This is a genomic window from Exiguobacterium sp. SH1S1 (assembly GCF_004337245.1).
Taxonomy (GTDB): domain Bacteria; phylum Bacillota; class Bacilli; order Exiguobacteriales; family Exiguobacteriaceae; genus Exiguobacterium; species Exiguobacterium aurantiacum_A.
The window spans coordinates 136,408-159,406 of the sequence record NZ_SJUZ01000006.1 but is presented as its reverse complement, the minus strand read 5'-3'; the positions used below and the strand labels follow the sequence as shown (position 1 = coordinate 159,406).

25 protein-coding genes are annotated in these 22,999 nt (G+C 53.0%); 20 read left to right on the top strand and 5 right to left on the bottom strand.

The genetic code is table 11. From position 1 onward, the window contains the following. Positions 1–29 precede the first annotated feature (29 nt). Both EVJ23_RS11980 and EVJ23_RS11975 read left to right on the top strand, forming a co-directional pair. Positions 30–1,160: a mandelate racemase/muconate lactonizing enzyme family protein gene (locus EVJ23_RS11980; protein ID WP_131465174.1), complete on the top strand. Its 1,131-nt coding sequence runs from the start codon at positions 30–32 to the stop codon at positions 1,158–1,160. Beyond that, the gene (locus EVJ23_RS11975; protein WP_131465172.1) at positions 1,147–1,818 is read left to right on the top strand and encodes a hypothetical protein; all 672 of its coding nucleotides are present in this window, start codon (positions 1,147–1,149) and stop codon (positions 1,816–1,818) included. Before EVJ23_RS11980 ends, EVJ23_RS11975 begins: the two co-directional genes overlap by 14 nt. Positions 1,819–1,853: 35 nt before the next feature. Here the strand turns inward: EVJ23_RS11975 and EVJ23_RS11970 are convergent, their stop codons facing one another. Beyond that, positions 1,854–2,603 (bottom strand): GDSL-type esterase/lipase family protein, encoded by a 750-nt coding sequence (locus EVJ23_RS11970; protein ID WP_071397395.1) that lies wholly within the window; start codon positions 2,601–2,603, stop codon positions 1,854–1,856. Positions 2,604–2,720: 117 nt separating this feature from the next. On the opposite strand from EVJ23_RS11970, the gene EVJ23_RS11965 reads away from it, so the two are divergent. The 7 genes from EVJ23_RS11965 (at position 2,721) to hfq (ending at position 9,478) form a co-directional block, all read left to right on the top strand. Beyond that, positions 2,721–3,641, top strand: coding sequence for an ABC transporter ATP-binding protein (locus EVJ23_RS11965; protein ID WP_070327361.1), 921 nt, complete (start codon positions 2,721–2,723; stop codon positions 3,639–3,641). Beyond that, entirely contained in the window at positions 3,634–4,632 is a 999-nt protein-coding gene (locus tag EVJ23_RS11960) for an ABC transporter permease (protein ID WP_070327360.1), read from the top strand. Before EVJ23_RS11965 ends, EVJ23_RS11960 begins: the two co-directional genes overlap by 8 nt. 179 nt (positions 4,633–4,811) lie before the next feature. Beyond that, a complete protein-coding gene (locus tag EVJ23_RS11955) occupies positions 4,812–6,341 on the top strand; it encodes a M4 family metallopeptidase (RefSeq protein WP_131465170.1) in 1,530 nt (509 codons plus the stop codon). Positions 6,342–6,471: 130 nt separating this feature from the next. Beyond that, positions 6,472–7,323 (top strand): PPK2 family polyphosphate kinase, encoded by an 852-nt coding sequence (locus tag EVJ23_RS11950; protein WP_131465168.1) that lies wholly within the window; start codon positions 6,472–6,474, stop codon positions 7,321–7,323. A gap of 112 nt (positions 7,324–7,435) precedes the next feature. After that, entirely contained in the window at positions 7,436–8,029 is a 594-nt protein-coding gene (locus EVJ23_RS11945) for an AmiS/UreI family transporter (RefSeq protein WP_131440514.1), read from the top strand. Positions 8,030–8,266: 237 nt separating this feature from the next. Then, positions 8,267–9,217: a tRNA (adenosine(37)-N6)-dimethylallyltransferase MiaA gene (miaA, locus tag EVJ23_RS11940; RefSeq protein ID WP_131465166.1), complete on the top strand. Its 951-nt coding sequence runs from the start codon at positions 8,267–8,269 to the stop codon at positions 9,215–9,217. A gap of 12 nt (positions 9,218–9,229) precedes the next feature. After that, positions 9,230–9,478 carry an RNA chaperone Hfq gene (gene hfq / locus EVJ23_RS11935; RefSeq protein ID WP_016509830.1) on the top strand — a complete coding sequence of 83 codons (249 nt, stop codon included), beginning with the start codon at positions 9,230–9,232 and terminating at the stop codon, positions 9,476–9,478. Between the two features lie 41 nt (positions 9,479–9,519). Here the strand turns inward: hfq and EVJ23_RS11930 are convergent, their stop codons facing one another. Continuing rightward, positions 9,520–10,032, bottom strand: a complete 513-nt coding sequence (locus tag EVJ23_RS11930) for a hypothetical protein (RefSeq protein WP_236633493.1) — start codon at positions 10,030–10,032, stop codon at positions 9,520–9,522. Positions 10,033–10,189: 157 nt separating this feature from the next. Between EVJ23_RS11930 and EVJ23_RS11925 the strand changes: the two genes are divergently transcribed. The 6 genes from EVJ23_RS11925 to EVJ23_RS11900 all read left to right on the top strand — a co-directional run bounded on the left by EVJ23_RS11925 (position 10,190) and on the right by EVJ23_RS11900 (position 16,643). Continuing rightward, on the top strand, positions 10,190–11,371 hold the full coding sequence (locus EVJ23_RS11925) for a DNA-binding protein (RefSeq protein ID WP_236633494.1): 1,182 nt from the start codon (positions 10,190–10,192) through the stop codon (positions 11,369–11,371). 15 nt (positions 11,372–11,386) lie between these two features. After that, positions 11,387–12,322, top strand: coding sequence for a CobW family GTP-binding protein (locus EVJ23_RS11920; RefSeq protein WP_131465164.1), 936 nt, complete (start codon positions 11,387–11,389; stop codon positions 12,320–12,322). Beyond that, a complete protein-coding gene (locus EVJ23_RS11915; protein ID WP_131465162.1) occupies positions 12,319–13,101 on the top strand; it encodes a 5'-3' exonuclease in 783 nt (260 codons plus the stop codon). The genes EVJ23_RS11920 and EVJ23_RS11915 overlap by 4 nt, the downstream gene beginning before the upstream one ends. Further along, on the top strand, positions 13,082–13,471 hold the full coding sequence (locus EVJ23_RS11910) for a reverse transcriptase-like protein (RefSeq protein ID WP_131465160.1): 390 nt from the start codon (positions 13,082–13,084) through the stop codon (positions 13,469–13,471). The genes EVJ23_RS11915 and EVJ23_RS11910 overlap by 20 nt, the downstream gene beginning before the upstream one ends. 110 nt (positions 13,472–13,581) lie before the next feature. Then, positions 13,582–14,982 carry a class II fumarate hydratase gene (fumC, locus tag EVJ23_RS11905; protein WP_070327351.1) on the top strand — a complete coding sequence of 467 codons (1,401 nt, stop codon included), beginning with the start codon at positions 13,582–13,584 and terminating at the stop codon, positions 14,980–14,982. Positions 14,983–15,152: 170 nt separating this feature from the next. Continuing rightward, on the top strand, positions 15,153–16,643 hold the full coding sequence (locus EVJ23_RS11900) for a GGDEF domain-containing protein (RefSeq protein ID WP_131465158.1): 1,491 nt from the start codon (positions 15,153–15,155) through the stop codon (positions 16,641–16,643). A 14-nt stretch (positions 16,644–16,657) separates the two neighbouring features. Here EVJ23_RS11900 and EVJ23_RS11895 read toward each other — a convergent pair whose 3' ends face one another. Both EVJ23_RS11895 and EVJ23_RS11890 read right to left on the bottom strand, forming a co-directional pair. Next, positions 16,658–17,143, bottom strand: coding sequence for a dihydrofolate reductase (locus EVJ23_RS11895; RefSeq protein WP_131465156.1), 486 nt, complete (start codon positions 17,141–17,143; stop codon positions 16,658–16,660). Then, on the bottom strand, positions 17,140–17,934 hold the full coding sequence (locus tag EVJ23_RS11890) for a thymidylate synthase (RefSeq protein ID WP_131465154.1): 795 nt from the start codon (positions 17,932–17,934) through the stop codon (positions 17,140–17,142). Before EVJ23_RS11890 ends, EVJ23_RS11895 begins: the two co-directional genes overlap by 4 nt. A 173-nt stretch (positions 17,935–18,107) precedes the next feature. Here EVJ23_RS11890 and EVJ23_RS11885 point away from each other — a divergent pair, with 173 nt between their 5' ends. The 3 genes from EVJ23_RS11885 (at position 18,108) to EVJ23_RS11875 (ending at position 20,589) form a co-directional block, all read left to right on the top strand. Then, the gene (locus tag EVJ23_RS11885; RefSeq protein WP_131465152.1) at positions 18,108–18,632 is read left to right on the top strand and encodes a type 1 glutamine amidotransferase domain-containing protein; all 525 of its coding nucleotides are present in this window, start codon (positions 18,108–18,110) and stop codon (positions 18,630–18,632) included. Positions 18,633–18,658: 26 nt separating this feature from the next. Next, positions 18,659–19,393, top strand: a complete 735-nt coding sequence (locus EVJ23_RS11880; protein ID WP_084812878.1) for a Bax inhibitor-1/YccA family protein — start codon at positions 18,659–18,661, stop codon at positions 19,391–19,393. Between the two features lie 80 nt (positions 19,394–19,473). Beyond that, a complete protein-coding gene (locus EVJ23_RS11875) occupies positions 19,474–20,589 on the top strand; it encodes an NAD(P)/FAD-dependent oxidoreductase (protein WP_131465150.1) in 1,116 nt (371 codons plus the stop codon). Between the two features lie 36 nt (positions 20,590–20,625). Here EVJ23_RS11875 and EVJ23_RS11870 read toward each other — a convergent pair whose 3' ends face one another. After that, complete coding sequence (locus tag EVJ23_RS11870; protein WP_236633770.1) at positions 20,626–21,201, bottom strand: TetR/AcrR family transcriptional regulator; 576 nt, start codon at positions 21,199–21,201, stop codon at positions 20,626–20,628. Positions 21,202–21,314: 113 nt separating this feature from the next. Between EVJ23_RS11870 and EVJ23_RS11865 the strand changes: the two genes are divergently transcribed. Together EVJ23_RS11865 and EVJ23_RS11860 are read left to right on the top strand one after the other, a co-directional pair. Next, entirely contained in the window at positions 21,315–22,187 is an 873-nt protein-coding gene (locus tag EVJ23_RS11865) for an ABC transporter ATP-binding protein (protein ID WP_131465146.1), read from the top strand. Continuing rightward, the gene (locus EVJ23_RS11860) at positions 22,188–22,985 is read left to right on the top strand and encodes an ABC transporter permease subunit (RefSeq protein WP_131465144.1); all 798 of its coding nucleotides are present in this window, start codon (positions 22,188–22,190) and stop codon (positions 22,983–22,985) included. Positions 22,986–22,999: the final 14 nt, after the last annotated feature.

Here is a 22,999-nt window from a genome sequence, read left to right as displayed (position 1 = left end):
GAACTTTTAAATGTAAAGGAGCACTTATCATGAAACTAGAAAAAATAGAACTGTTTGCGATTGAACTACCGCTCAAAGTCCCGTTCATCGTCAGCTACCATCGCTATGACGTCATGCCGTCGGTAATCGTCAAGATGACGACCGAATGCGGTCTCGTCGGGTACGGTGAGGCGGTTGCCGACGAACACGTGACGGGCGAGTCGCTTGAGAGTACGATCAGTGTCATTCGCCACTTGCTCGGTCCACTGTTGATCGGACGGAACCCGATGCATCTAGAACGGATTCACGACGAGATGGACCGGGCCATCCGTGACGTTCCAGCGGCCAAGGCAGCGCTCGACATTGCTTGCCATGACTTGATCGGGAAGAAGCTCGGACAACCCATCTACGAGTTGCTCGGCGGACGCTATCACGACGCCTTCCCGGTCACACACGTCTTAAGTATCGGTGAGCCTGAAGCGATGGCGGCAGAAGCGTCGGAACAGGTCGCAGAAGGTTACACGGCCGTCAAAATGAAAGTCGGCGTCGATGTCGCCTCGGACGTCCGTCGTGTCGCGGCAGTAAGGCAAGCGGTCGGTCCTGACGTCCCAATCCGTGTTGATGTCAACCAAGGCTGGGTAAACGCGGCGAAGACGCTGCAGGCGATGCGTAAGCTCGAACCGTTTGATATCGATTGGGTCGAGCAACCGGTCAAAGCCGACGATTTTGAAGGAATGCTCGAAGTTAAAGGCAAAATATCGGTCCCGCTTATGATTGACGAAGGGGTACGGGGTGTCGCCGACATGCGCCGCTTGACGATGATGCAAGCGGCGCATAAAGTGAACGTGAAATTGATGAAGTGCGGCGGCATCTATCCGGCGAAAAAACTCGTCCATATGGCCGAGATGTCCGGTATCGAGTGTCAAATCGGCTCGATGGTCGAATCGTCGATCGCCTCGAGCGCGGGCTTCCACGTCGCGTTCTCGAGTAAAATCGTTCAATCGGTCGAACTGACCGGCCCGCTCCGGTTCGCTACGGACGTCGGCAATTTGACGTACGATTTACCGTTCATCCGCTTGAACGACCGCCCGGGTCTCGGTGTCGACGTCGATGAGGACGTGCTCCGTCGCCTGACGACCGATTACTACGAAGTCGGAGGCGCCGATCATGTGGCACGGTGAATGCAATGGACTTGAACTCGACGTTCGGCATCTGACCGATATAGACATGACGGCCATCGAAGCGGTGCAACAAACCGTGATTGCTGATTTGGCCGAAGGTAGCCATTACCAAGCGCTCACGACAGACGAATTCATGAAGCTGTTGTCGGATCAGACGATCATCGGCGCGTTCCATCAAGGGGTGTTGATCGCGTTTCGGGCGTTGCTCATCCCGCCGCTCGATGACGAACATTTAGGTCGTGACATCGGGCGGCGTGAGGATGAACTCGATCGCATCATCTACCAAGAGGTGACGAACGTCGATCCGTCTTATCGGGGCTACCGTTTGCAGCAACATTTAGGGAAGCTGTTGATGGAAGAATTGAGCCAAGACGAGCGGTTTGACCTCGTCTGTGCGACCGTCGCCCCGTTCAACATCCCGAGCTTGAAGGACAAGTTTGTCCTGGGCCTAAGAATCGGCGCACTCAAACAAAAGTATGGCGGTAAACTTCGTTATATCTTTATGAAAGAACTGCATGCGGGTTGGCGACCGTTAGGTGAGACGGCGTGGCTTGAGATGAGTGATACGGACGGCCAAGTCGAATTATTGAAGACGGGTTGGTACGGCACGGCGATGAAACGAGTCGACGAGACGTGGCTTATCCAATATGAACGGTAAAAATGGCCTGATCCATGTGATCAGGCCAAACGTGTTTAGTCGAGGATAAATAAAATGTCATCGGCAAGTTTTTCATACGTCCGATCGCTCGGGTGGAACTGGTCGCTTGCGAGGTCTCGGGTGACGTCGCTCACGTACGCGAACGGATCGATCACGTCGATGCGGTACGTATTCCCAAGGTTAGCCGCCGCAGCGTTCCAGTCGAGAATCAGCTGGTTGAACGCCTGTCCGTTCGTGTTCTCGGGGAACGGGTTGTAAAGCGCGATATAGACGATTTGAGCCGTGTCGTTCAGACCACGGATTTCTGCAAAGATATCATTTAAGTTTGCTTTAGCGTCCGTGACGACTTGTTCGATATCGACAGATTCGAAGTTATCGACGTTCTCGCCCCGGTTGAACAGGTCGTTGCCGCCGATCGTGAGCGTGATGTAGCGGGCGTTTTTGATTGTCCGCTGAACTTCCGGCTGAGCGAGCTGAGCGAGCAGGTCCTCGGTGCGTGCCCCCGATATGGCCAAGTTTTGTGTGCGGATATCTTGGTCTTCGAGAGCTGCGCTGACCGGTTGAACGTAACCGGCGCCTGACGTCGAACCGACGCCGCGTGTGATTGAATCACCGAGAGCGACGAAAATTTCGCCGTCTGGTTCAGGTCTCGTATCTTCGCTGACCGAGAGCGTACGCTCCGGCGGGTTGACGATGTCTTGATACCCAATCCAAAGACCAAACAAAGCCGTTGCCGTCAACAAGACAGAGCCGATTAAAAAGGCATACCATTTCCCATTTTTCATCTGATGACCTCACTTTCTATGTAACCATCATATCAAATATATTTGAACCTGCCCTATGTGAATGTTCGAATAGGACAGAAGCGGACGAGTCCGCTAGAATAGAGTTGAGGTGAGACGATGCAACCAACATTGAAAATAGACCATTTGACAAAAGTAATCGGGAAAAAAACCATCATCGACGATATCTCGTTCGATGTGTTTCCTGGGGAAGTGTTCGGCTTTTTAGGACCGAACGGTGCTGGTAAGACGACGACGATCCGGATGATCGTCGGCTTGATCAAACCGACGAAAGGGTCCGTCTCGATTTGCGGTTTTGGCGTCGAGCGCCAGTTCGTCCAAGCGATGAACCAGATCGGGGCGATTGTCGAGAATCCCGAGCTGTATAAATTTTTGAGTGGCCGCGAGAACTTGAACGTGTTCGCGCGCATGTTACCGGGTATCACGGAGGCCCGGATTCAAGAAGTGATCGACCTCGTCGATTTGACGGCCCGGATCGATGACAAAGTGAAGACGTACTCGCTCGGGATGCGCCAACGGCTTGGAATCGCGCAAGCGATGCTCAACAACCCGCGTGTCTTGATTTTAGATGAACCGACGAACGGGCTCGATCCGATGGGGATCCGTGATTTGCGACTGTTTATCCGTCGCCTCGTCGAAGAAACCGGACTCAGTGTGCTCGTTTCAAGCCACATCTTGGCGGAAATTGAGTTGCTCGCTGACCGTGTCGCCATCATGTCGCGCGGCAAGATTGTGAAAGTCGGTACCGTTCAAGAGCTGATCAATGAATTGGCGTCGACGGTCGACGTTCACGTGGCGGACAGTTTTGAGGTGTTGCCGATTGTTCGTGGTTTTGAATCGATCGAGCAGGCGGACGTCGTCGACGAACGGACGATCCGTGTCTCGATGAACTTAGAAGACACGGCCCGATTAAATCGTTATTTGCTTGATCGAGATGTGGAAGTCTTTGGTCTCGAACGACGTGTTCAGACGCTCGAAGAACTGTTTATCACATTGACCGGGGGTGACCATATTGTCTAATCCATCTTTACTCGGCCTGATTCGTAACGAAGTGTTGAAGATCCATAATAAGCGACGACTATTGGTCGTCTCGGTCATCCTCGTCGTACTCGTCTCGATGTTCACGTACGCCAACTATCGTCAAATCGAGAAGCAGCGTGAAGAGCAAGGGACGATCGACTGGCGTGTCGACTTGCAGCAAGAGATCGTCGATACGCAAAACCGGCTCGCCTCGGCGAACGTCCAAGACGAGTTCCGGCAAATCCTCGAGTTCCAAGTGCAACAAAATCAATACTACTTAGATAACGACATCAATCCGAGTTATCCTGGGGCGCCGACGTTCATGCGTGTCTTCTTCTCCCAAGGGACGACGCTCGTCCTGCCGCTGTTCATCATCGTTCTGATGGCAGACATCGTCAGCGGCGAGCATAACGACGGGACGATCAAGACGCTGTTGTCACGTCCGGTCCGGCGCTTTAAGATTTTGTTGGCGAAATGGATGACGACGCTGTTGTACACATCGATCCTCATCTTCATCACGGCGTTCGTCAGTTACGCCATTTCCGGGATCGTGCTCGGATGGGACGGTTGGACCGCACCGATCTTGACCGGATTCCAGGCCTCAGCGACCGGGACGTTCTCGACCGACTTCGTCCATACGCTGCCGATGTGGCAATACTTGCTCATGTCGGTCGGTCTATCGTGGTTCGTCGTGGCGGCCGTCGGTACGATCGCACTCATGATTTCGGTCCTCGTCAAAAATACGGCGACCGGGATCGGGATCATGATGGCCATCCTCATTTCGGGACCGCTCCTCACGTCGCTCGGTTCGAACTGGGACAGCTCGAAATACTTGGTGAACGTCAACTTCGGTCTTCATACCTATCTCGAGGGGCAAGCCCCGCCGATCGATGGTATGACACTGCCGTTCTCGCTCATCGTCATTTTCGTTTGGACGCTCGCGGCGTTGGCGTACGCGTTCTATCACTTCACCCAAAAAGATGTCTATTAAATGAGAAAGTGTCACCATCCCGGTGACGCTTTTTTTATACGGTTGAAAGCACTAAACAGGAAGACTGAATAGGTTAAATGTCTCAATAGTTAGAATTGTCAAAATAATCAATAAGTTGGATTCCTTAACTGTGGGAAACTATGTAAAGTAAGAGACACCACATAAGGAGGGAAACACATATGAAAAAAGTTTTATCGACATCATTGATCGCAGGCGTCTTACTCGTTCCACAATTCGCCGGGGCGGCAGAACTGAAGACAGGCACGTTGACAAAACCATCGACTGAGGCGCCGGCGACGATCGTCAAAGAGTTCGCCAAAGCGAAAGGAGAATTCAAGACGATCGAATCGAAGCGCGACAAAGTCGGACAAGTCGTCAAACTCCAACAGACGGTGGACGGTGTTCCCGTATTCGGCGGTATCGTCGTCGGAGTGGTCGACGAGGCCGGGCAATTGAAGACGGTCGTCGATGACACGAAACAACTGAAAGGACTACATAAATCGATCAAACTGAACGAACGAAAAGCAGTCGCCCGCTATAAAGAACTTGTCGGTCATACAGGCGCCTACGAGCTCGAGCCGGCAGCGGAACTCGTCATCTACCCGAACAAAGGTGAAGCGGCTTATGCCTATGAGGTGACCGGGACGATCCTCGATGCTGAGGAACCATCACGTTGGACGTACTTCATCGATGCGGCGAGCGGCGAGGTGTTGAACAAATACAACCAGTTGGCTCACGCCAAACCGGCGAACGGCGTCACAGGAACGGCGTTTACCGGAACGGGGATCGACGTGCTCGGACAGAGCCAAACGTTCAAGACGACGAAGAGCGGTTCATATTACTATTTACAAGACTCGACGCGCGGTAAAGGCATCTACACGTACGATGCCGGCAACCGGACACGTCTTCCCGGATCACTTTGGGCCGACGTCGATAACGTCTTGAACACGACGTATGACCGGGCCGCGGTCAGTGCGCACGTGAATGCGACTAAAACGTACGATTTCTTCAAAAACACTTACGGCCGCAATAGCTACGACAACAACGGGGCGGCTCTCAACTCGACGGTCCATTACAGCCGCAGTTACAACAACGCGTTCTGGGACGGCAGCAAGATGGTTTACGGGGACGGGGATGGACAGACGTTCACTTACCTCTCGGGTGCGCTCGATGTCGTCGCCCACGAGTTGTCACACGCCGTCACCGAGTACACGGCCGGTTTGATCTACCAGAACGAATCGGGTGCGATCAACGAAGCGGTGTCTGATATCTTTGGTACGGTCGCCGAATACAGTGTCGGATCGAACTTTGACTGGTTGGTCGGGGAGGATATCTACACGCCAGGCGTTGCAGGGGACGCTCTACGTTCGATGTCGAACCCGGCCGCTTACGGTGACCCGGATCACTATTCGGTGCGTTATACAGGAACGCAAGACAATGGCGGTGTCCATATCAACTCAGGAATCGTCAACAAAGCGGCCTACTTGTTAGGTAATGGCGGATCGCATTACGGTGTCTCGGTCCAAGGTGTCGGCGTCATGGAGATGGGGGACATCTACTACCGCGCCCTCACGGTCTACTTGACACCGACTTCGAACTTCTCGAGTCTTCGCCAAGCGGTCGTCCAATCGGCTAAAGACCTTTACGGTTCGACGAGCACACAAGCCGTTGCTGCCGCGAAATCGTTTGACGCGGTCGGCATCTATTAATCGGAATCAATTAAGTAGACAGACATCTCTTCCCGCGCGGAAGAGATGTTTTTAGTTTAGTAGGTGATAGACTCGCTAAAGAGGGTAAATAGGGTTGTAGTTTAAACTGAACTGATTCAGAGGAGGATTTATGAATATTCACCAATTTCGTATCGACCATAAAAATGGAATTCGCTTGAGCGACTTCCAAACGAGCATGCAAGACCGGCCGTCTGATGAGACGTTGACTGAGGAATTGATTCCAAAAAGTGTCGACAGGTTAAAAGAGTTACATTGGAAGCTATATGCCGAAGCTAAAAAGGGTGTCGTCGTCGTCTTGCAGGCGCTAGATGCCGGAGGGAAAGATGAAGCGATCAGCTATATCTTCTCAAACTTGAATGCCCAAGGGTTGAAGACGAACGCCTTCCAAAAGCCGTCGGACACCGAAAAGAAACATGACTACTTATGGCGGATGCACGATTTGATGCCGGAGCGGGGTCAAGTCGGTATTTTGAACCGATCGTATTACGAAGAAGTCATCGCACCCCGCGTCCACGATCTACTAGGCGACGAGGTGATCCCAGATGAAGCGAACGTATGGGCCGTGCGCTACCGTCAGATTAACGATTATGAGCAGTATCTTAAGGAGAACGGCTTTGAGGTCATCAAATTTTTCTTTAACGTCTCAAAAGAAGTGCAACGCGATCGTCTGCTCGAACGCTTGAAAGACCCGAAGAAGAATTGGGAGTTTTCATTCAGTGATGTCGAGGAGCGGAGACATTGGGACGATTACCAGGCCATCTTCGAAGACATGTTGTCGAATACGTCGACAAGTCAGGCACCATGGTATATTCTTCCGGCCGACGATGACTGGTACGCGCGTTACATCGTCTCGACCGTTATGATCGACGTGCTCGAGAACATCAATCCGCAGTTCCCGACGTTCACAGAAGAGGAGCAGGAAAAGATTGACGAGGCGATTAAAGAGTTAGAAAGTGAATGATTGAGCGTCGTGTGCGGAAACGATTGATTTCCCTATTGCGTTGAAAGCGAATCCAATGTACAGTGGACGTATCGAATCAGACGTCAGACATCTATACAAAGGAGCAATCATTGTGGGGAATATTAGTTTGTTGTTCGGCGGCGTGGCACTGTTCATTAACAGCCTCGTCCTGTTTGGGAAAGTCGATATGAAAAGTGCCGGGGTGTTCAGCCTGTTCACCGGCATGTTCCAGGCGTTCATCGCGACATGGCTCGTCATCGGGGCGAGCCCGTCAGAACTGTTTGGATACGCAGGTATTTACTTGTTCGCATTCACGTATTTGTACGTCGGTGTGACGTTCATCTTTAACTTGGACGGACGCGGTGTCGGCTGGTTCTCACTGTTCGTCGCGATTTCGGCACTATTTTACGCCGTCGTCGGGTTCGCGAACGGTGACAGCATGGGCGCGGTGACGTGGTTGTTCTGGTCGTTCCTTTGGGGATTGTTCTTCTATGGGATGGCGCTGGAACGAGCGATCGACGGCGTGACAGCACGCGTCGCCTTCGTCCTCGCTTGGTTGACGTTGATCGTACCCGCATTGCTCGGCTTGGCCAATTTGATGACGCCGCTCTATGACGTCATTTGGTGGGCGGCGAGCGGTACGGCTGTTCTCTACTTTGCCTTCGCGATGTCGCGGTTCAAACGCCAAGTCGAGACGGCAAACTAAAAACGCTCATCCTGAGCGTTTTTAGTTTGCATGTTGAATTGTGTCTAAAGTGTGAAAAGTGGGAAAGGAGTAGGTAAAGGAGGCGGTCACAGATGAGTGATGGCTTGATTTTACTGCTCGGTTTATTAATCTGCGGTTGGATGCTGTTTGCGGTCGTGTTTGATGATACAATTAAAAGAAGAATTTGACGGGCCGTTTCCTTTTTAGGAACGGTCTTTCGTTTGAGGAGTGACAGAAATGAAAAAGACACCAGTCATCGTGATTGTCGGGCCGACGGCAGTAGGGAAGACGAAGACGGGCATCGAGCTCGCCAAGGCGTTCGACGGAGAAATCGTATCAGGCGACTCGGTCCAAGTGTACCGCAGAATGGATATCGGTTCCGCCAAAGTGACGGTCGAAGAGGCGGAAGGTGTACCGCATCATTTGATCGACATTTGTGACCCGGATGAAGCGATGAGCGTCGCCAAATTTCAACGTCTCGCCCGCGCGGCGATCGACGATATCTACTCGCGCGGGAAGGTGCCGATTGTAGTCGGTGGGACGGGCCTGTATATTCGGGCGATTTTATACGATTACGAGTTCACGGAGCGACCGGTCGATACGGAACTGCGTGCAGCGCTTGAAGCCGAAGCGGAAGCACACGGCGCCGAGGCGTTACATGATCGCTTGCGTGGCCTCGACCCGAGGCGCGCCGACATCATTCATCCAAATAATGTCCGCCGTGTCATCCGTGCCCTCGAAGTCGCGCTCTCAGGTGACGAGCAGGCAATGGATAGTGCCCCATCTGAGCACTACGATTATAAGTTGTTCGTCCTGCACGCCGATCGCGACGTCTTATATGAGCGGATCAATCATCGCGTCGATTTGATGATCGAAGCGGGTCTCATCGAAGAAGTCGAGCGCTTATTGCGTGCCGGGTACCGGGAGACACAGGCGCTACGGGCCATCGGCTATAAAGAAGTCGTGCCGTACTTAGACGGGAAGCTGACGCGAGAGCGGATGACCGAGACATTGAAACAACATACACGCCAGTTTGCAAAACGGCAATTAACGTGGTTCCGTCATCAATTTGATGGGATTTGGGTAGATATGGGAAAGAAATCATTTGAACTATCGTATAAAAATATCTATGATGAGGTTGAGGAGTTTTTTCGAAAATTCCGATTATTTGAACGAGACATAGACTAGGGGGAATGCAACATGAAGGCAAGCTATAACATCCAAGATCATTTTCTGAACCAATTGCGCAAAGAGATGGTTCCGACGACCGTGTTTTTAGTCAGTGGCTTCCAAATTCGCGGAGTCATCAAATCATTTGACAACTTCACAGTGATCGTCGAGTCGGAAGGGCGCCAACAGTTGATTTATAAACATGCGATTTCGACGTTCTCGCCAGCACGGAACGTCACGTTGTTCGAACCGGAAGCGGTCGAGATGACGGAAGGTTAATTGAAGCATAAGAAAAGAGCGGCCCGGGGACCGCTCTTTTCTTATGCCGTTTTTATGTTGCGGTCATCATGGAGCGCCTCGAGGACGCGATGGATGGCGCAGCCACCGAGCAACGAGTCGAGTTGCTCGCACATTTGGGCGGGACTCGACCGATACAAGTGCGTATACGTCCGTTTCCACGAGCGGTCGGCCGACTGGATGCGGACGAGCAGGTCGGCGTGACCGAGCTCTTTCAGCTTATCGATATTCATCCGGTTCGTCCGGGCGAAGGCAGATAAGACGACCGCTTTCGCGAGCGGTGTTTGCACCGGATACCCTGAGACGATTAAAGCGGCCATCGCTCCTTTCATCTCATGCGCGACGACCGAGTCGATGAGGTCGTCGTGCGTATATGGATTTCCAGCGTGACCGGCGACTGCCTGCTCAAGCTCATTGTCTGATACGGGACAGACCGCCCCTTCGAGGATACCGTCAATCGTTGGATGGACATCTGCATAACGTGCCGCTTCCCCTGTCGCGATCAACCGTTCATACGTGTCTAGTAGTGAAATCATCATCATTCCCCCTTTTTGTAACTACTTATATCGTAACAATATAGGTAAGCGCTTTCAATATATTCCTCACAAGTTTCTGACCAGTAACGAAAGTATGTTCGCCTCGAACGATAAAACACGATACAATGGGCAAAGAGAAGAAAAAGGGGGTCATATCATGAATTATTATCAACAGATCGACGCGGTCGCAGGTGGTGGTACGTTCGACCGGGCCAGGTTTCAAGTTCCGAAAGTCGAGAAGTCGACGCTTCGGCTAACGGATTTGTCGGACGGGACACCGATTCAGACGAATGCGCTCGTCAGTTCGGTCGAGGTGCGGGAAGGGAAGTCTGGCGCCAAATGGTTGCAACTTAATTTGACGACGTCTGGCGGGCTGATCCGGGCCAAACACTGGCTGCGGGGCAACGAAGATCAACTGCTACCGATTTACGAATCGGGCGTGATCGCCTTAGAAGGAAAGATTGACGTCTATCCGAAGCCGGACGGCGCCAAATCGATTACGATCGATCGTGTCCAACCGATGTCCCGGGACGAGGCGGTGTCGCTCTTACCTGGACTTCCAGGCGACGAGACGTTCGATCAGTATGCCGAAGAGCTGTTCGCGATTTTGTCGACGCTGTCTCCGGACTATGAGGCGATCGCGTTGGCGCTCCTCGATCAATATTGGGACGATTTCGTATTGGCCCCGGCTGCGCTCTACCATCACCACAACTACGTCGGTGGACTGTTAAAACATACGGTCTGCATGTTGCGACTCGGTTACCGCATCCAAGAGCAAGACGATTATTTGGCGACTGCGTTCCGGATCATCAAAGAAGCCGAGCAGTTGCACAAAGTAGACGTATGGAATACGATGAACGGTGTTAAAGTCGAGCAGGCGTTCCGTGGGACGTTTGAGTCGCTCTATACGGCGTGTGAGGCGATGGCAGAACTGAAAGAACCGCTCCGCTGGGACGAACTCGCGCTCGGTATCTTGTTCCATGATATCGGCAAGTTGTTCGAATACAGTCATCTGTTGTCGTCACCGAGACGGTTCGAGCAGCTGTTTTACGTCACCGGCACGAGTGAGACGACAGGGATCGCCATCAATCCGATGGGGAGTCTGGTCGGTCACATGCCATACGGAGGGCTGTTGTTCGAGAAGAGTCAACAAGCCGCCGGCATCACGTTGCCGCTTGACGTCCACCACCGGATTTGGCATATGATCTTGTCCCACCACGGAAAACGGGAATGGGGTTCTAGCGTCCTGCCGGCCACGACCGAAGGGTGGCTGCTCCATTTGATCGACTTGTTGGACGCTCGCTACGAGAAGTGGGCACGGGTCCACGAAAATTTATAAAGTGAGGTGCAAGGCATGATTCCCGTGCAATTAGTGACCGGCTTTTTAGGCGCCGGAAAAACGACATATATGAACCGTCTTTTAGAAGCGACGGACGAACGATTGCTCTTGATCGTCAACGAGCTCGGCTCGGTCAACATTGACGAACAATTGATCGTCAACATGGATCAAGAACAGATCGAACTGTCGAACGGTTGTATTTGTTGTTCAATCCAAAATGATTTGAGTAAGACGTTTTATCAACTTGCCTCGCGAGGCGAGTCGTTCGATCGCATCGTCATCGAGACGACAGGTGTTGCCGACCCGGCCCCAATCATCCAGACGATTTATTACGACGATTACTTACGATCGCGCTTTAAACTGACGGCGATTTTGACCGTCGTCGATGCGAGCCAGATGGACCGCGAACTGTTCATCGAAGGTATCCATCAAATCGCCTATGCCGATGTGATCTTGCTCAACAAAGTCGATCTCGTCAGCGAGGCCGAGCTCGAGCGTGCCCACGGCCGGATTCGTGAATTGAACCCGACCGTACGTGTCATCGAGACCGAGCAGACGGTCGGAGCGTATGAGTTACTCGAGAACACGTTCCAGCTCTCCCGCATCGATGAACGTCTGCTCGGCGAGCTGACAGCCGGACATACGTCCGTCTCGACGCTGCGGGCCATCACGATCACGACCGACGTGCCGTTAAACCGCGAGCGGGTCACGCGTTACGTCAGAGAAGTGCTCATGCACTATGAACAAGACGTCTATCGTCTCAAAGCGATTGTCCGTATTGAAGGCGAGTCTTCAAAATTTGTCGTCCAGGCGACGAACCAGTTGATGGGCGCGACGTTCGCCAATGAACCGAGCGACGATACCCGGTCTGTTTTTGTCTGGATCGGCAAAGAACTTGACCGGGAAGCGCTTGAACGCGGGATGAAAGCTTGTGAGGTGAATGAACGATGAGATTGATGCTAGTAGATGGATTTAACTTATTATCACGTTATTATTTTGCGACCGAACGACGCCGAGCGCTCGACCCCGAAGTGACGTTGAAAGGTTTGCTCCGTAAAGTCGACGGCTGGACGAACGAGTTTACCCATATCGCTTTCTTTTGGGACGGACCGATTGAAACGACGCATCGGTTCGCCTTGTTCCCTGACTATAAGGCGACCCGGACCGGTCTGCCGGAACCGTTGTTTCATGATTACGTCAAACTGCGGGCCGCGCTCACGGAACGCGGCATCTTTCAGTCTGAGCTGGCCGGGTACGAGGCGGACGATTTGATGGGGGCCGTCGCGACGGCGTTTCCCGGAGAATCGTACATGTACTCGTCCGACCGGGACTTGCATCAACTGTTATCCCCGAACGTGTTTCAAATCGTCCCTAAAAAAGGTGAGGAACTGTTGATGAGCCGGGAATTGTTCGAAGCGACGTACGGGGTGAGACCGTTACAGTTCGTCGATGTGAAGGCGCTCCAAGGCGATGCGTCGGACAACATTCCGGGCGTCAAAGGGATCGGTCCGAAGACGGCGACGATCCTCGTGCAGTCATACGATACCGTCGAACAATTATACGAGCTGTTGCGAACGGAACAGTTGCTTGAAGCACACCAAAAGTATGCGAAAAAATTGGACGGTCACGAAGAAGTCGCGTTGCTGTCGAAGCGTCTGTCACAAATCGATATCGACGCTCCGATCGAGACCGACTGGGAGGCGTACCGCTTTGGTTCACGTTTATTTTGACGCGGCCACGAATCAACAGACCGGGGAGAACGGGCTCGGTGTTTGGCTAAAGGCGTCCGATGGGACGGTCGTTACGTTCACAGAGAAGCGGACCGGGCTATCGAGCGTTCAAGCCGAGCTCGCGGCACTCGTCTTCGCGCTCAAACAAGCTGAAGCGCTCGAAGGGGAGTCGACGTTCCTGTTTTATTCAGACGCCGAGACAATCGTGCGTGCGCTCGAGCAACGCTTTATGAAAGACAAATCGGTCAAACCGCTATTTCTTGAGGCGTTGATCGCCTACGACGAACTGCCGGTCACGTTCATCAAGTGGATCCCACGGGCAAACAACCGGGCTGACTCGGTCGCAAAGGCAGCGCTGCTTGGCAGATGAAGAAGTCGAGACGTGTCTCGACTTTTTTTCGATTCTCATAGGCGCACGTTTCTTTTTTGCAAAAATTTCGCTAAAATGAAAGCGTAGTCAAAAAAAGAGGGGGAATTTTCATGGATTATCGGATCGAACGGGACACGATGGGGGAAATCAACGTCCCAGCTTCAGCAAAATGGGGAGCACAAACACAACGAAGCTTAGAGAACTTTAAAATCGGGACGGAGAAAATGCCGCTCGAAGTCGTTCATGCGTTCGCGATTCTGAAAAAAGGCGCGGCCTTGGCCAACGCTGAATTAGGGGTCCTCGAGCAGGGCAAGGCGGACATTATCGCCGAGGTCGCAGATGAGATTGTGGCGGGTGATCATGACGCCGAGTTCCCACTCGTCGTCTGGCAGACAGGATCAGGCACACAATCCAATATGAACGTCAACGAAGTGATCGCCCACTTGGCGAACGACAAGTTAAAAGCACGAGGGCAGACGCTGACGATTCATCCGAACGATGACGTCAACAAGTCACAAAGTTCAAACGACACGTATCCGACTGCGATGCATATCGCCGCCATCCTTGCCGTCGAGGATAAAGTCATTCCGGCGATTGAAGCGCTCCATGCGACGCTCGACAAGAAGGCCGAAACGTATATGGACGTCGTGAAGATCGGGCGCACCCACTTGCAGGACGCTACGCCGGTCACGCTCGGGCAAGAGATCAGCGGCTGGGTCCGCATGCTTGAACTATCGAAACAGATGATTGAACGGACGCTTGAACCGTTAACAGAACTCGCGCTCGGAGGGACAGCGGTCGGGACAGGCATCAACGCGCATCCGGATTTCGGTGAAGTTGTCGCTGCCAAAATTTCGACTGAGACCGGTAAACGTTTCGTGACGGCCGTGAACAAGTTCCACGCGCTCACGAGTCACGATCAACTCGTCTTCACGCACGGGGCGTTGAAGGCGCTCGCGATGGATGCGATGAAGATCGCCAACGACGTCCGCTGGCTCGCTTCTGGTCCTCGTGCCGGGATTGGCGAGATCACGATTCCTGAAAATGAACCGGGTAGCTCGATCATGCCTGGAAAAGTGAACCCGACGCAAAGTGAGGCGTTGACGATGGTCGCGGCCCAAGTGCTCGGCAACGATACGACGATCGGATTCGGCGCGAGCCAAGGGAACTTCGAATTGAACGTCTTTAAGCCGGTCATCATGTACAACTTTTTACAGACGTGCCGTTTATTGACAGACAGCCTCCATTCGTTCGATGTGCACTGTGCCGTCGGGATTGAGCCGGATTTAGATGTGATCGCCCATAACGTCGAGCGTTCGCTTATGCTCGTCACGGCGTTGAATCCGCACATCGGCTATGAAAATGCTGCGAAGATTGCCAAGCATGCCCATAAAAAAGGCATCTCATTGAAAGAGTCAGCGCTCGAGACGGGTCTATTGACTGAAGAGCAGTTCGACCAGTGGATTCGTCCGGAAGAGATGACATCACCTAATCTAAAAGTTGGAAAATAACAGGAAGAGCGGTCGCTGAACCGCTTTTTTTTTGATTTTATAGGACGTTTGAACTAGATTAATGTCAAACAATAGGAATTAAATGAGGAAATAGTTGTATTTTCGCGGGTGAAGTCGCATAATCAGAGACAGAAGCGAATATCGGGGAGAACGAAACTGGGGGGTCGGGCATGGAGCAACATCAACTCACAGATCGCGTATATGGAATTTTGGCGAAAATCACGGAAGCTAGACAGATTCAAAAAACCGAAATCGAATTTTTATTAGATTGGATGAAAACGGAAGTCAAAAACCGTCGACTCATGCATCTGCTTGAGATTTTTAGTCGGGTCGAGTCTGACGTGCGTGAACTGCCGCCCGTCTTGACGCAGTCAGAAGCGATTGCGTTGATTGCGCCGGTCAAACGTTATATTCATACGGTTTTGGGAATCGAACAAGAAGATGAAGACTTAGTATTGATTTTATCGGGTAGTTTCTCTACGTTTAGTCGCTACAAACCGAGAGTTGAAAAGTTAGGGGCGAGGCCGGTGTTTCTGCAGACGATCGCAGAAGCGGTCGAGTACGATTATGAAGACGTCCCGAAAGCGATCGTCATGGATGTCGAACTATGGTCTCACTTCCCAGAGCGAGACATTCAGTCGTTCGTCAGCAAAATGAAGAAACTCTATGTGCCGCTCATCGTCATCGGGACGAATGAGCATTATCGCTTGGCCGCTTATTCATACGGCTTTGATGATTACTGGGAATCGTGGATCCCGATGGAAGAACGGCTCGTCCGGCTCGGCTTACATATTGAAAAGGCACGGCTCGTCTCGAACGCGCTTCTCGTCGATGAATTGACGGGCGCTTTTAACCGTAAATACTTAAAAGCGACGTTCAGCCGGTTCGTCTCCCGCTTAGAACGTTCCGGAGAGAGCTTCACGCTCGCGCTTTTAGACATCGATCACTTTAAGCAGTTAAATGACACGTTTGGCCATGCGTATGGCGACGAAGTGTTGCATCGCATCGCCGAAGAAATCCGTCTAGCCATCCGCTCGAGCGATGAGTTGATTCGGTACGGCGGCGAAGAGTTTTTGGTCATCCTTAACGTTTCCGACCGGACCGTCGTCGACGCGGTACTTGAACGGGTCAGGACGCGGATCGAGCAGATGGAGTTTCCTTATGAGCACCATGTCACCGTGTCAATCGGTTATACGCGCGTCTGTCAGACCGGGATGACGCTCGGAGAGTGGTGCGCCTATGCCGACGAGGCCTTGTATAAAGCGAAGCGTGACGGGCGTAACCGCATCATCCGTTATTCGTCTGCAGTTCGAGAAGAGAAGCGTCTCGCTTATGTGACGATGAGCCCGCAAAAATACGCCTCACTAGCCGAACAGCTGCCGAAACAACATCGGCGCTACGAGGTCGTCTATCGACCGTACGACTTATACGCCTGTAACGATAACGTCGAGATGTTCATCTTAGACGAGTCGGGGTCGACCGCGACGAAAGGGACGCTATCGGCCGTGAAAGAACAACGCGGCAAGTATAGCCATATCCTTGCCGTCACGAAGCGAACGGCGACCGAGCTCGGGACGCTGTACGATGATTTGGCGGAGCAAGACCGTAACGACGTCATCACAGAAAAAATTGAGCAATGGCTTGAAAAATTACCGGATTGAAAAAGACATCGATTTCATTCGATGTCTTTTTTGTCGTATTGGCGGAACGTGAAACTATAATCATGTCGCTCATCTTTCGGATGGAACTGTTCGTCCGTGACGATGAGATTTTGCGGCGTGAGCGGGTAATACGTGTCCGCCTCGAACGTCCCGTCGACTTCGGTAATATAGAAGCGTTCGGTGACTGGCATCGTCTGTTCATAAAGCGTCGCCCCGCCGATGACCAAGAAGTCCTCGGTGTCGCGCGCGGTGAGGATGCGATCGAGGTCGTGCCAGACTTCGACGTCGGGTGCTGAAAATTCACGGTTCGACGTGACGACGATGTTGCGCCGGTTCGGAAGCGCCCGGCCGATCGATTCAAACGTCTTTCGACCCATGACGACCGTCTGACCCGTGGTGACGGCTTTGAAGTATTTCAAGTCGTCAGGCAGGCGCCAGAGCAAAGCGTTGTCTTTCCCGATTTCACGATTTGATCCACAAGCGACGACATGGATGATCATACGCTGACCGCTCCTTTAATGTGCGGGTGCGGGTCGTAACCGACGAGTTCAAAGTCCTCGAACCGGAAGTCCTCGATCGATGATACGTCACGCAAGATGTTCAGTTTCGGAAGCGGGCGCGTGTCACGCGTCAGCTGCAGCTTCACTTGCTCGAGGTGATTATGATAGATGTGCGCGTCACCGAGCGTGTGGACGAAATCGCCGACCTCAAGACCGGTCACGTGGGCGACCATGTGCGTCAGCAAGGCGTATGACGCGATATTGAACGGCACACCGAGGAACGTGTCGGCGCTGCGTTGATACAACTGGCATGATAGTTTGCCGTCGGCGACGTAAAACTGGAACAACAGATGGCACGGCGGGAGCGCCATGTCCTCGAGTTGACCAGGGTTCCAAGCAGACACGACGAGTCGACGAGAGTCGGGATTCGTCTTGATCTGTTCGATCACTTGGGCGAGTTGATCGACACTCGAGCCGTCTGGTTTCGGGAACGAGCGCCACTGGGCACCGTATACCGGGCCAAGATTGCCGTCCTCATCCGCCCATTCGTTCCAGATACGGACACCGTTGTCTTGCAGGTAACGGACGTTCGTGTCGCCAGAGATGAACCAAAGCAGTTCATGGATGATCGAGCGCGTATGTAATTTCTTTGTCGTGATGAGCGGGAACCCGTCCTGCAGGTTGAAGCGCATCTGATAGCCGAAAACGCTCGTCGTTCCGGTACCGGTCCGGTCTTCTTTGACGACGCCGTGGTCGAGAATATGGTTACATAAGTCGTGGTATTGTTTCATGGTAGGTGTGCCCCCTTTTCAATCATTCATTTCTAACGTTATCACATCTACCACAAGATGTAGATGATTTCTTGACTGTAAAATCGATATACAGCTACGAGACAGTGATTATTCGTTTTCGGGATGTCCGATTTCGGGTATACTAGGGAAAGACAATTAAAGGGAGGGATTCGATGAAATTACAAGGTATGAATATTTTGCAGATCGTCAGTGACGACTTTGAAGATTTAGAGCTCTGGTATCCGGTCCACCGGTTACGTGAAGAAGGGGCGAACGTCATCCTCGCCGGCGAGAAAGCCGATCACGCTTATATTGGGAAGTATGGCGTCCCGGCCAAGTCGGACGTGGCGTTCGACGACGTCGACATCTCGTCGTATGATGCGTTGCTCATCCCGGGTGGTTGGTCGCCCGACTTGTTGCGCCGTTTCGACTCGGTGAAAGGGTTCGTCCGCTACATGGATGAGCAAAAACGGCCGATCGGTCAAATCTGTCACGCGGGCTGGGTATTGATTTCAGCCAACATCCTTCAAGGCGTCAACGTGACGAGTACACCGGGCATTAAAGACGACATGGAAAACGCGGGCGCGATCTGGCACGATGAGCCGGTCGTCGTCGATGGCCATATCGTCTCGAGCCGTCGTCCGCCAGATCTGCCCGACTATATGCGTGAGTTTATCAAGGTCATGGCCAAAAACTGAAAAAAGAATAAAGGAGATTTCTACAGTTGAACTTAAAATCTAACCCAATTCTCCGTAAATCGATGGAGTCGACTGCTTATAGCACGGAGCCGATGACGAAAGCCGGTACGTGGTCGAAAGTGTTCACGTTGCTCTTGCTCGTGACGGCCGCGGCTGGTACGACATGGCTGCTCGTTCCGACGATCGGGGAAGCGCTCTTGTTCCCACTCATGATCGGCTCGCTCATTCTTGGCTTGATCATGGCGCTCATCATCACCTTCAAACCGAACACGGCGCCTGTCGTCGCACCACTCTACGGCATCGTCGAAGGGGTGTTCGTCGGTTCGATTTCGTACTTCTTTGAAGCGATGGCACCGGGCATCGTCGGTCGCGCCGTCTTGACGACGTTTATCGTCGCGTTCGCGATGTGGTTCGTCTATTCGACCGGGCTCGTCAAAGTGACGCAAAAGTTCCGGGCCGGTGTCACGGCCGCGATCTTCACGGTCATGCTATTGTATCTCGTCCAGATCGGCATGAGTTTCTTCGGTTCCGGACTTCCGTTCATGACGGGGTCGTCACCGCTCGCGATCGGTGTCCAGTTCGTCATCGTCATCATCGCCTCACTTGCGCTCGTCCTCGACTTCGACTATATCGCACGTCAAGTCGAAGCCCGGGCACCGAAGCAGTTGGAATGGGTGGCGGCGTTCGGATTGATTGTAACGCTCGTCTGGCTCTATATCGAATTGCTCGACTTATTGTACCGCCTCGCGATGCGAGACTGATCATCGGCCTTGGGCCGATGATTTTTTTAGGAAGACAGGAAAGGATGTGACCGCCCTCGCGATTAAAGGGGGCGAAACTTATGAAAAAAATTATTATCATCGGTTCGGGCATCGTCGGCATCTCGGCTGCCTATCATTTGGCCGGGAAAGCCGACGTCACCGTCATCGATCGAAAAGAAGTGGGCCGGGCGACCGACGCGGCCGCAGGCATCGTCTGTCCGTGGATCGCCCAACGCCGCAATAAAGCCTGGTACGCGCTCGCCAAAGGCGGTGCCCGCTATTATAGAGACGTCGTCGCCGAGTTAATGAATGAGGGTGAGCGTGATACCGGCTATAAACGCGTCGGGACGCTCGCGTTGCATGAAGACAAGAAGTTGAACGAGATGCTCGAGCGGACGACGCTGCGCCGGGAAGAGGCACCAGAGATCGGTGAGTTAACTCGACTGTCGGCTGAAGAGGCGAAAGTTCTTTTCCCACCGCTGTCAGATGAATACGATGCGCTCCTCGTCGAGGGCGGGGCCCGCGTCGATGGCGAGAAGTTGCGCGCGGCGCTCGAACGTGTCGCCGTCAAACGTGGCGTGAAACTTATCGACGGCTCTGCCGTTCTCGTCGAAGAAGACGGCTATCACGTCGAATGTGACGGCGTCCGCTACGATGCGGACGAAATCATTTTGGCGTGTGGGGCCTGGTTGCCTGAACTGCTCGAGCCGATCGGTTATACGGCACGCGTCTCGGGGGAGAAAGCGCAAATCGTCCACGTCCAGTTACCAAACGTCGATGCGTCAGATTGGCCGGTCGTCATGCCGCCGCGACGCCGGTATTTGCTCGGGTTCGAAGGGGGTCGGGTCGTCATCGGTTCGACGCATGAGCGGGGCAAGGCGTTCGACGCACGCCCGACGGCGGTCGGTGTCCATGAAGTGCTCGCAAAAGGTCTGGAGTCGGCGCCTGGCTTAGCAGAAGCCGAATTGATCGAGACGCGTGTCGGTTTCCGTCCGGTCACACCGAACTCGATCCCGATTCTCGGTCGTGTGCCGGGGGCAGAGAAATTACTCGTCGCCAACGGTCTCGGTTCATCGGGCTTGACGGTCGGCCCGTTTATCGGCAAAGTGCTTGCAGACTTGGTGCTGACGGGAGACTGCGAACTTGATCTGTCGCTTTATCCGATAGAAGACCATGTCTACCGACAACTGCAGTGAACGAAACAGGCGACAATCCGCGGATTGTCGCCTGTTTTAACGGCTTCGTCGCATGATCCCGTGCAAGAAAAAATGAAAATACTCCTGCATTGTCTCGGTCATTTCGTGCGAAGTGAAATCTGGATCTGATAAAACTGCCTGTTGCATCAAGCGAACGTAACGAAGGTAAGCATCGGTCGATACGTCTGGGTCGATCGCCCCGGTCGTCTTGCCGTACTCGATCAAGCTTCGAAACGCGGCATAGCCACGGGCCGCGAGTTGTTGCCATGACGGGTCGGCCGTGACGATTGATAACACCGCGTCATCGAAAAATGCCGCCGATTCAATTTTCCGTCTTAATATCTCAATCAGTAACTCCTCGAACGGGATGTGTTCCCCGATGCGCTCCTCGATCCAGCCCATCTCATCTTCGGTCAGACGCGTGAGCACTTGAAGGACAACTTGTTCCTTCGAGCCGAAGTAATTGTAAATTGAGACAGGTGAGACTGAGGCAGAGCGGGCAAGTTCACTGATCGTGAAGCGTGACTGCTTCTCGCCCATCAGCGACTTGGCGGCATCAAGTATGGCCCGTTGTTTCGTCTCTGTCCGTTTCGTAAAACCGTCCACCTTCATCCCTCTTCTCCATTGTTTTGTAATCAATATACCATTTCCATTTCAAAAAATAACGTGATATACTAGTTTTGTAATCATATCATGTTTATATTTCAAAAAAAGGAGAGGGCGAAATGATCCAAATTGAGAAGTTGACGAAACGGTTTGACCAGACGCACGGTATTTTCGATGTCTCGTTCCGTGTCGAGCCCGGCACCGTTTTTGGCTTCATCGGTCCGAACGGGGCCGGGAAGTCGACGACGATTCGTCATTTGATGGGACTGCTCCACGCCGACTCAGGGAAAGCGACCGTGATGGGGCATGACTGTTGGAAGGAGACCGAGACGGTGAAGGCGCTCGTCGGCTATTTGCCAGGTGAGATCAACTACCCGCAAGACATGACCGGGGAAGAAGTCATTCGTCTCACGAGACGCCTTCACGTGACGAGTGCGGAGCGGGAGCGTCAATTGCTCGACGTGTTCGCTTTCGATACGGGTTTGAAAGTCCGGAAGATGTCGAAAGGGATGAAGCAAAAACTCGCCATCGTCACGTGTTTCATGAAAGACGTTCCTGTGTATGTCCTCGACGAGCCGACGAGCGGGCTCGACCCGCTCATGCAAGAGCGTCTCGTCGACTGGGTGCTCGCTGAAAAAGCAGCCGGGAAAGCGATTTTGATGAGCTCGCACCACTTCCCGGAGATGGAGAAGACGTGTGACCGGGCCGCCCTCATCCGCGACGGCCGGATGATCATCGAAGAAGAGATGGCGGAGCTGAAACGGCGAAGCAAAAAGACGTATCGCATCGGCATGAAAGACGAGGCGGCGGCGATCAAATTGAGCGAACAGATCGGGACACGTGAACAGACATTCGTCATGGTGTCGTTATCGACGTCAGAAGAGTTGAACGGCTTGATCGAGCTGCTCGCCCGTCACGACATCGCGTCTTTGACGAGCGGCACCGACGAACTCGAGCACATGTTCATGCAATATTACGGGGAGGCGACTTAAATGGTACTCGTATCGTCACTGTTCAAGCAAAATCGGGGTTGGATATTAGGTTACGCGCTCGGGACGAGTGTGTACTTGTTCTTCTTGGCGGCCATCTTCCCATCGATTCAAGAGACCGGCCTGATCGAAGGGAAGCTCGATTCACTACCGCCAGAGCTGCTCGACGTGTTCAAGATCGACCCGAATCTCGCGATGGACAACGTCATCAACCTGCTCGCCGGGAACTATTATGGGCTCATCTTCTACGTGCTCGCCATCTTGTTCGCGTTGACGTTCGCGTCAAGGCTCATGGCCAAACCGGTCGACTCGGGCGAGGTCATGCTCTACATGGCGGCCCCAATCTCAAGAAGCGGCTACGTGACGGCGAGTATCGCCTTGCTGGTCATCGCGACCGTCTTGTTCGTCGGGTTGAACGGGCTCAGCCTCATGCTCGCGAACGTGTTGTTCGACTTAAACATCGATAGCGGTCTGTTGTGGACGTTGCAACTCAACGCCGGTCTCATCTTGCTCGTCCTCGGGTCGCTCGCTTACGTGCTCGCGAGCCTGTTCGATGACAGCACCCGGTCGTACATGGTCACAGGCGGCATCTTTGCAATCTTCTTGATTGCCAACATCTTCTCAGGCTTCAGCGATCAACTCGACTGGTTGCGAAACCTGTCGATCTTCTCTCTATTTGACGCAAACGCATTGATTCAAGGCGATTCGGTTTGGTTGTCGTTGTTTTGGCTGACAGCGCTGAACGTGTTGATCATCGTCTCCTGCTATGGCTGGTTCACACGGAAAGACTTGACGATTTAGTTTTTCGGAATAAG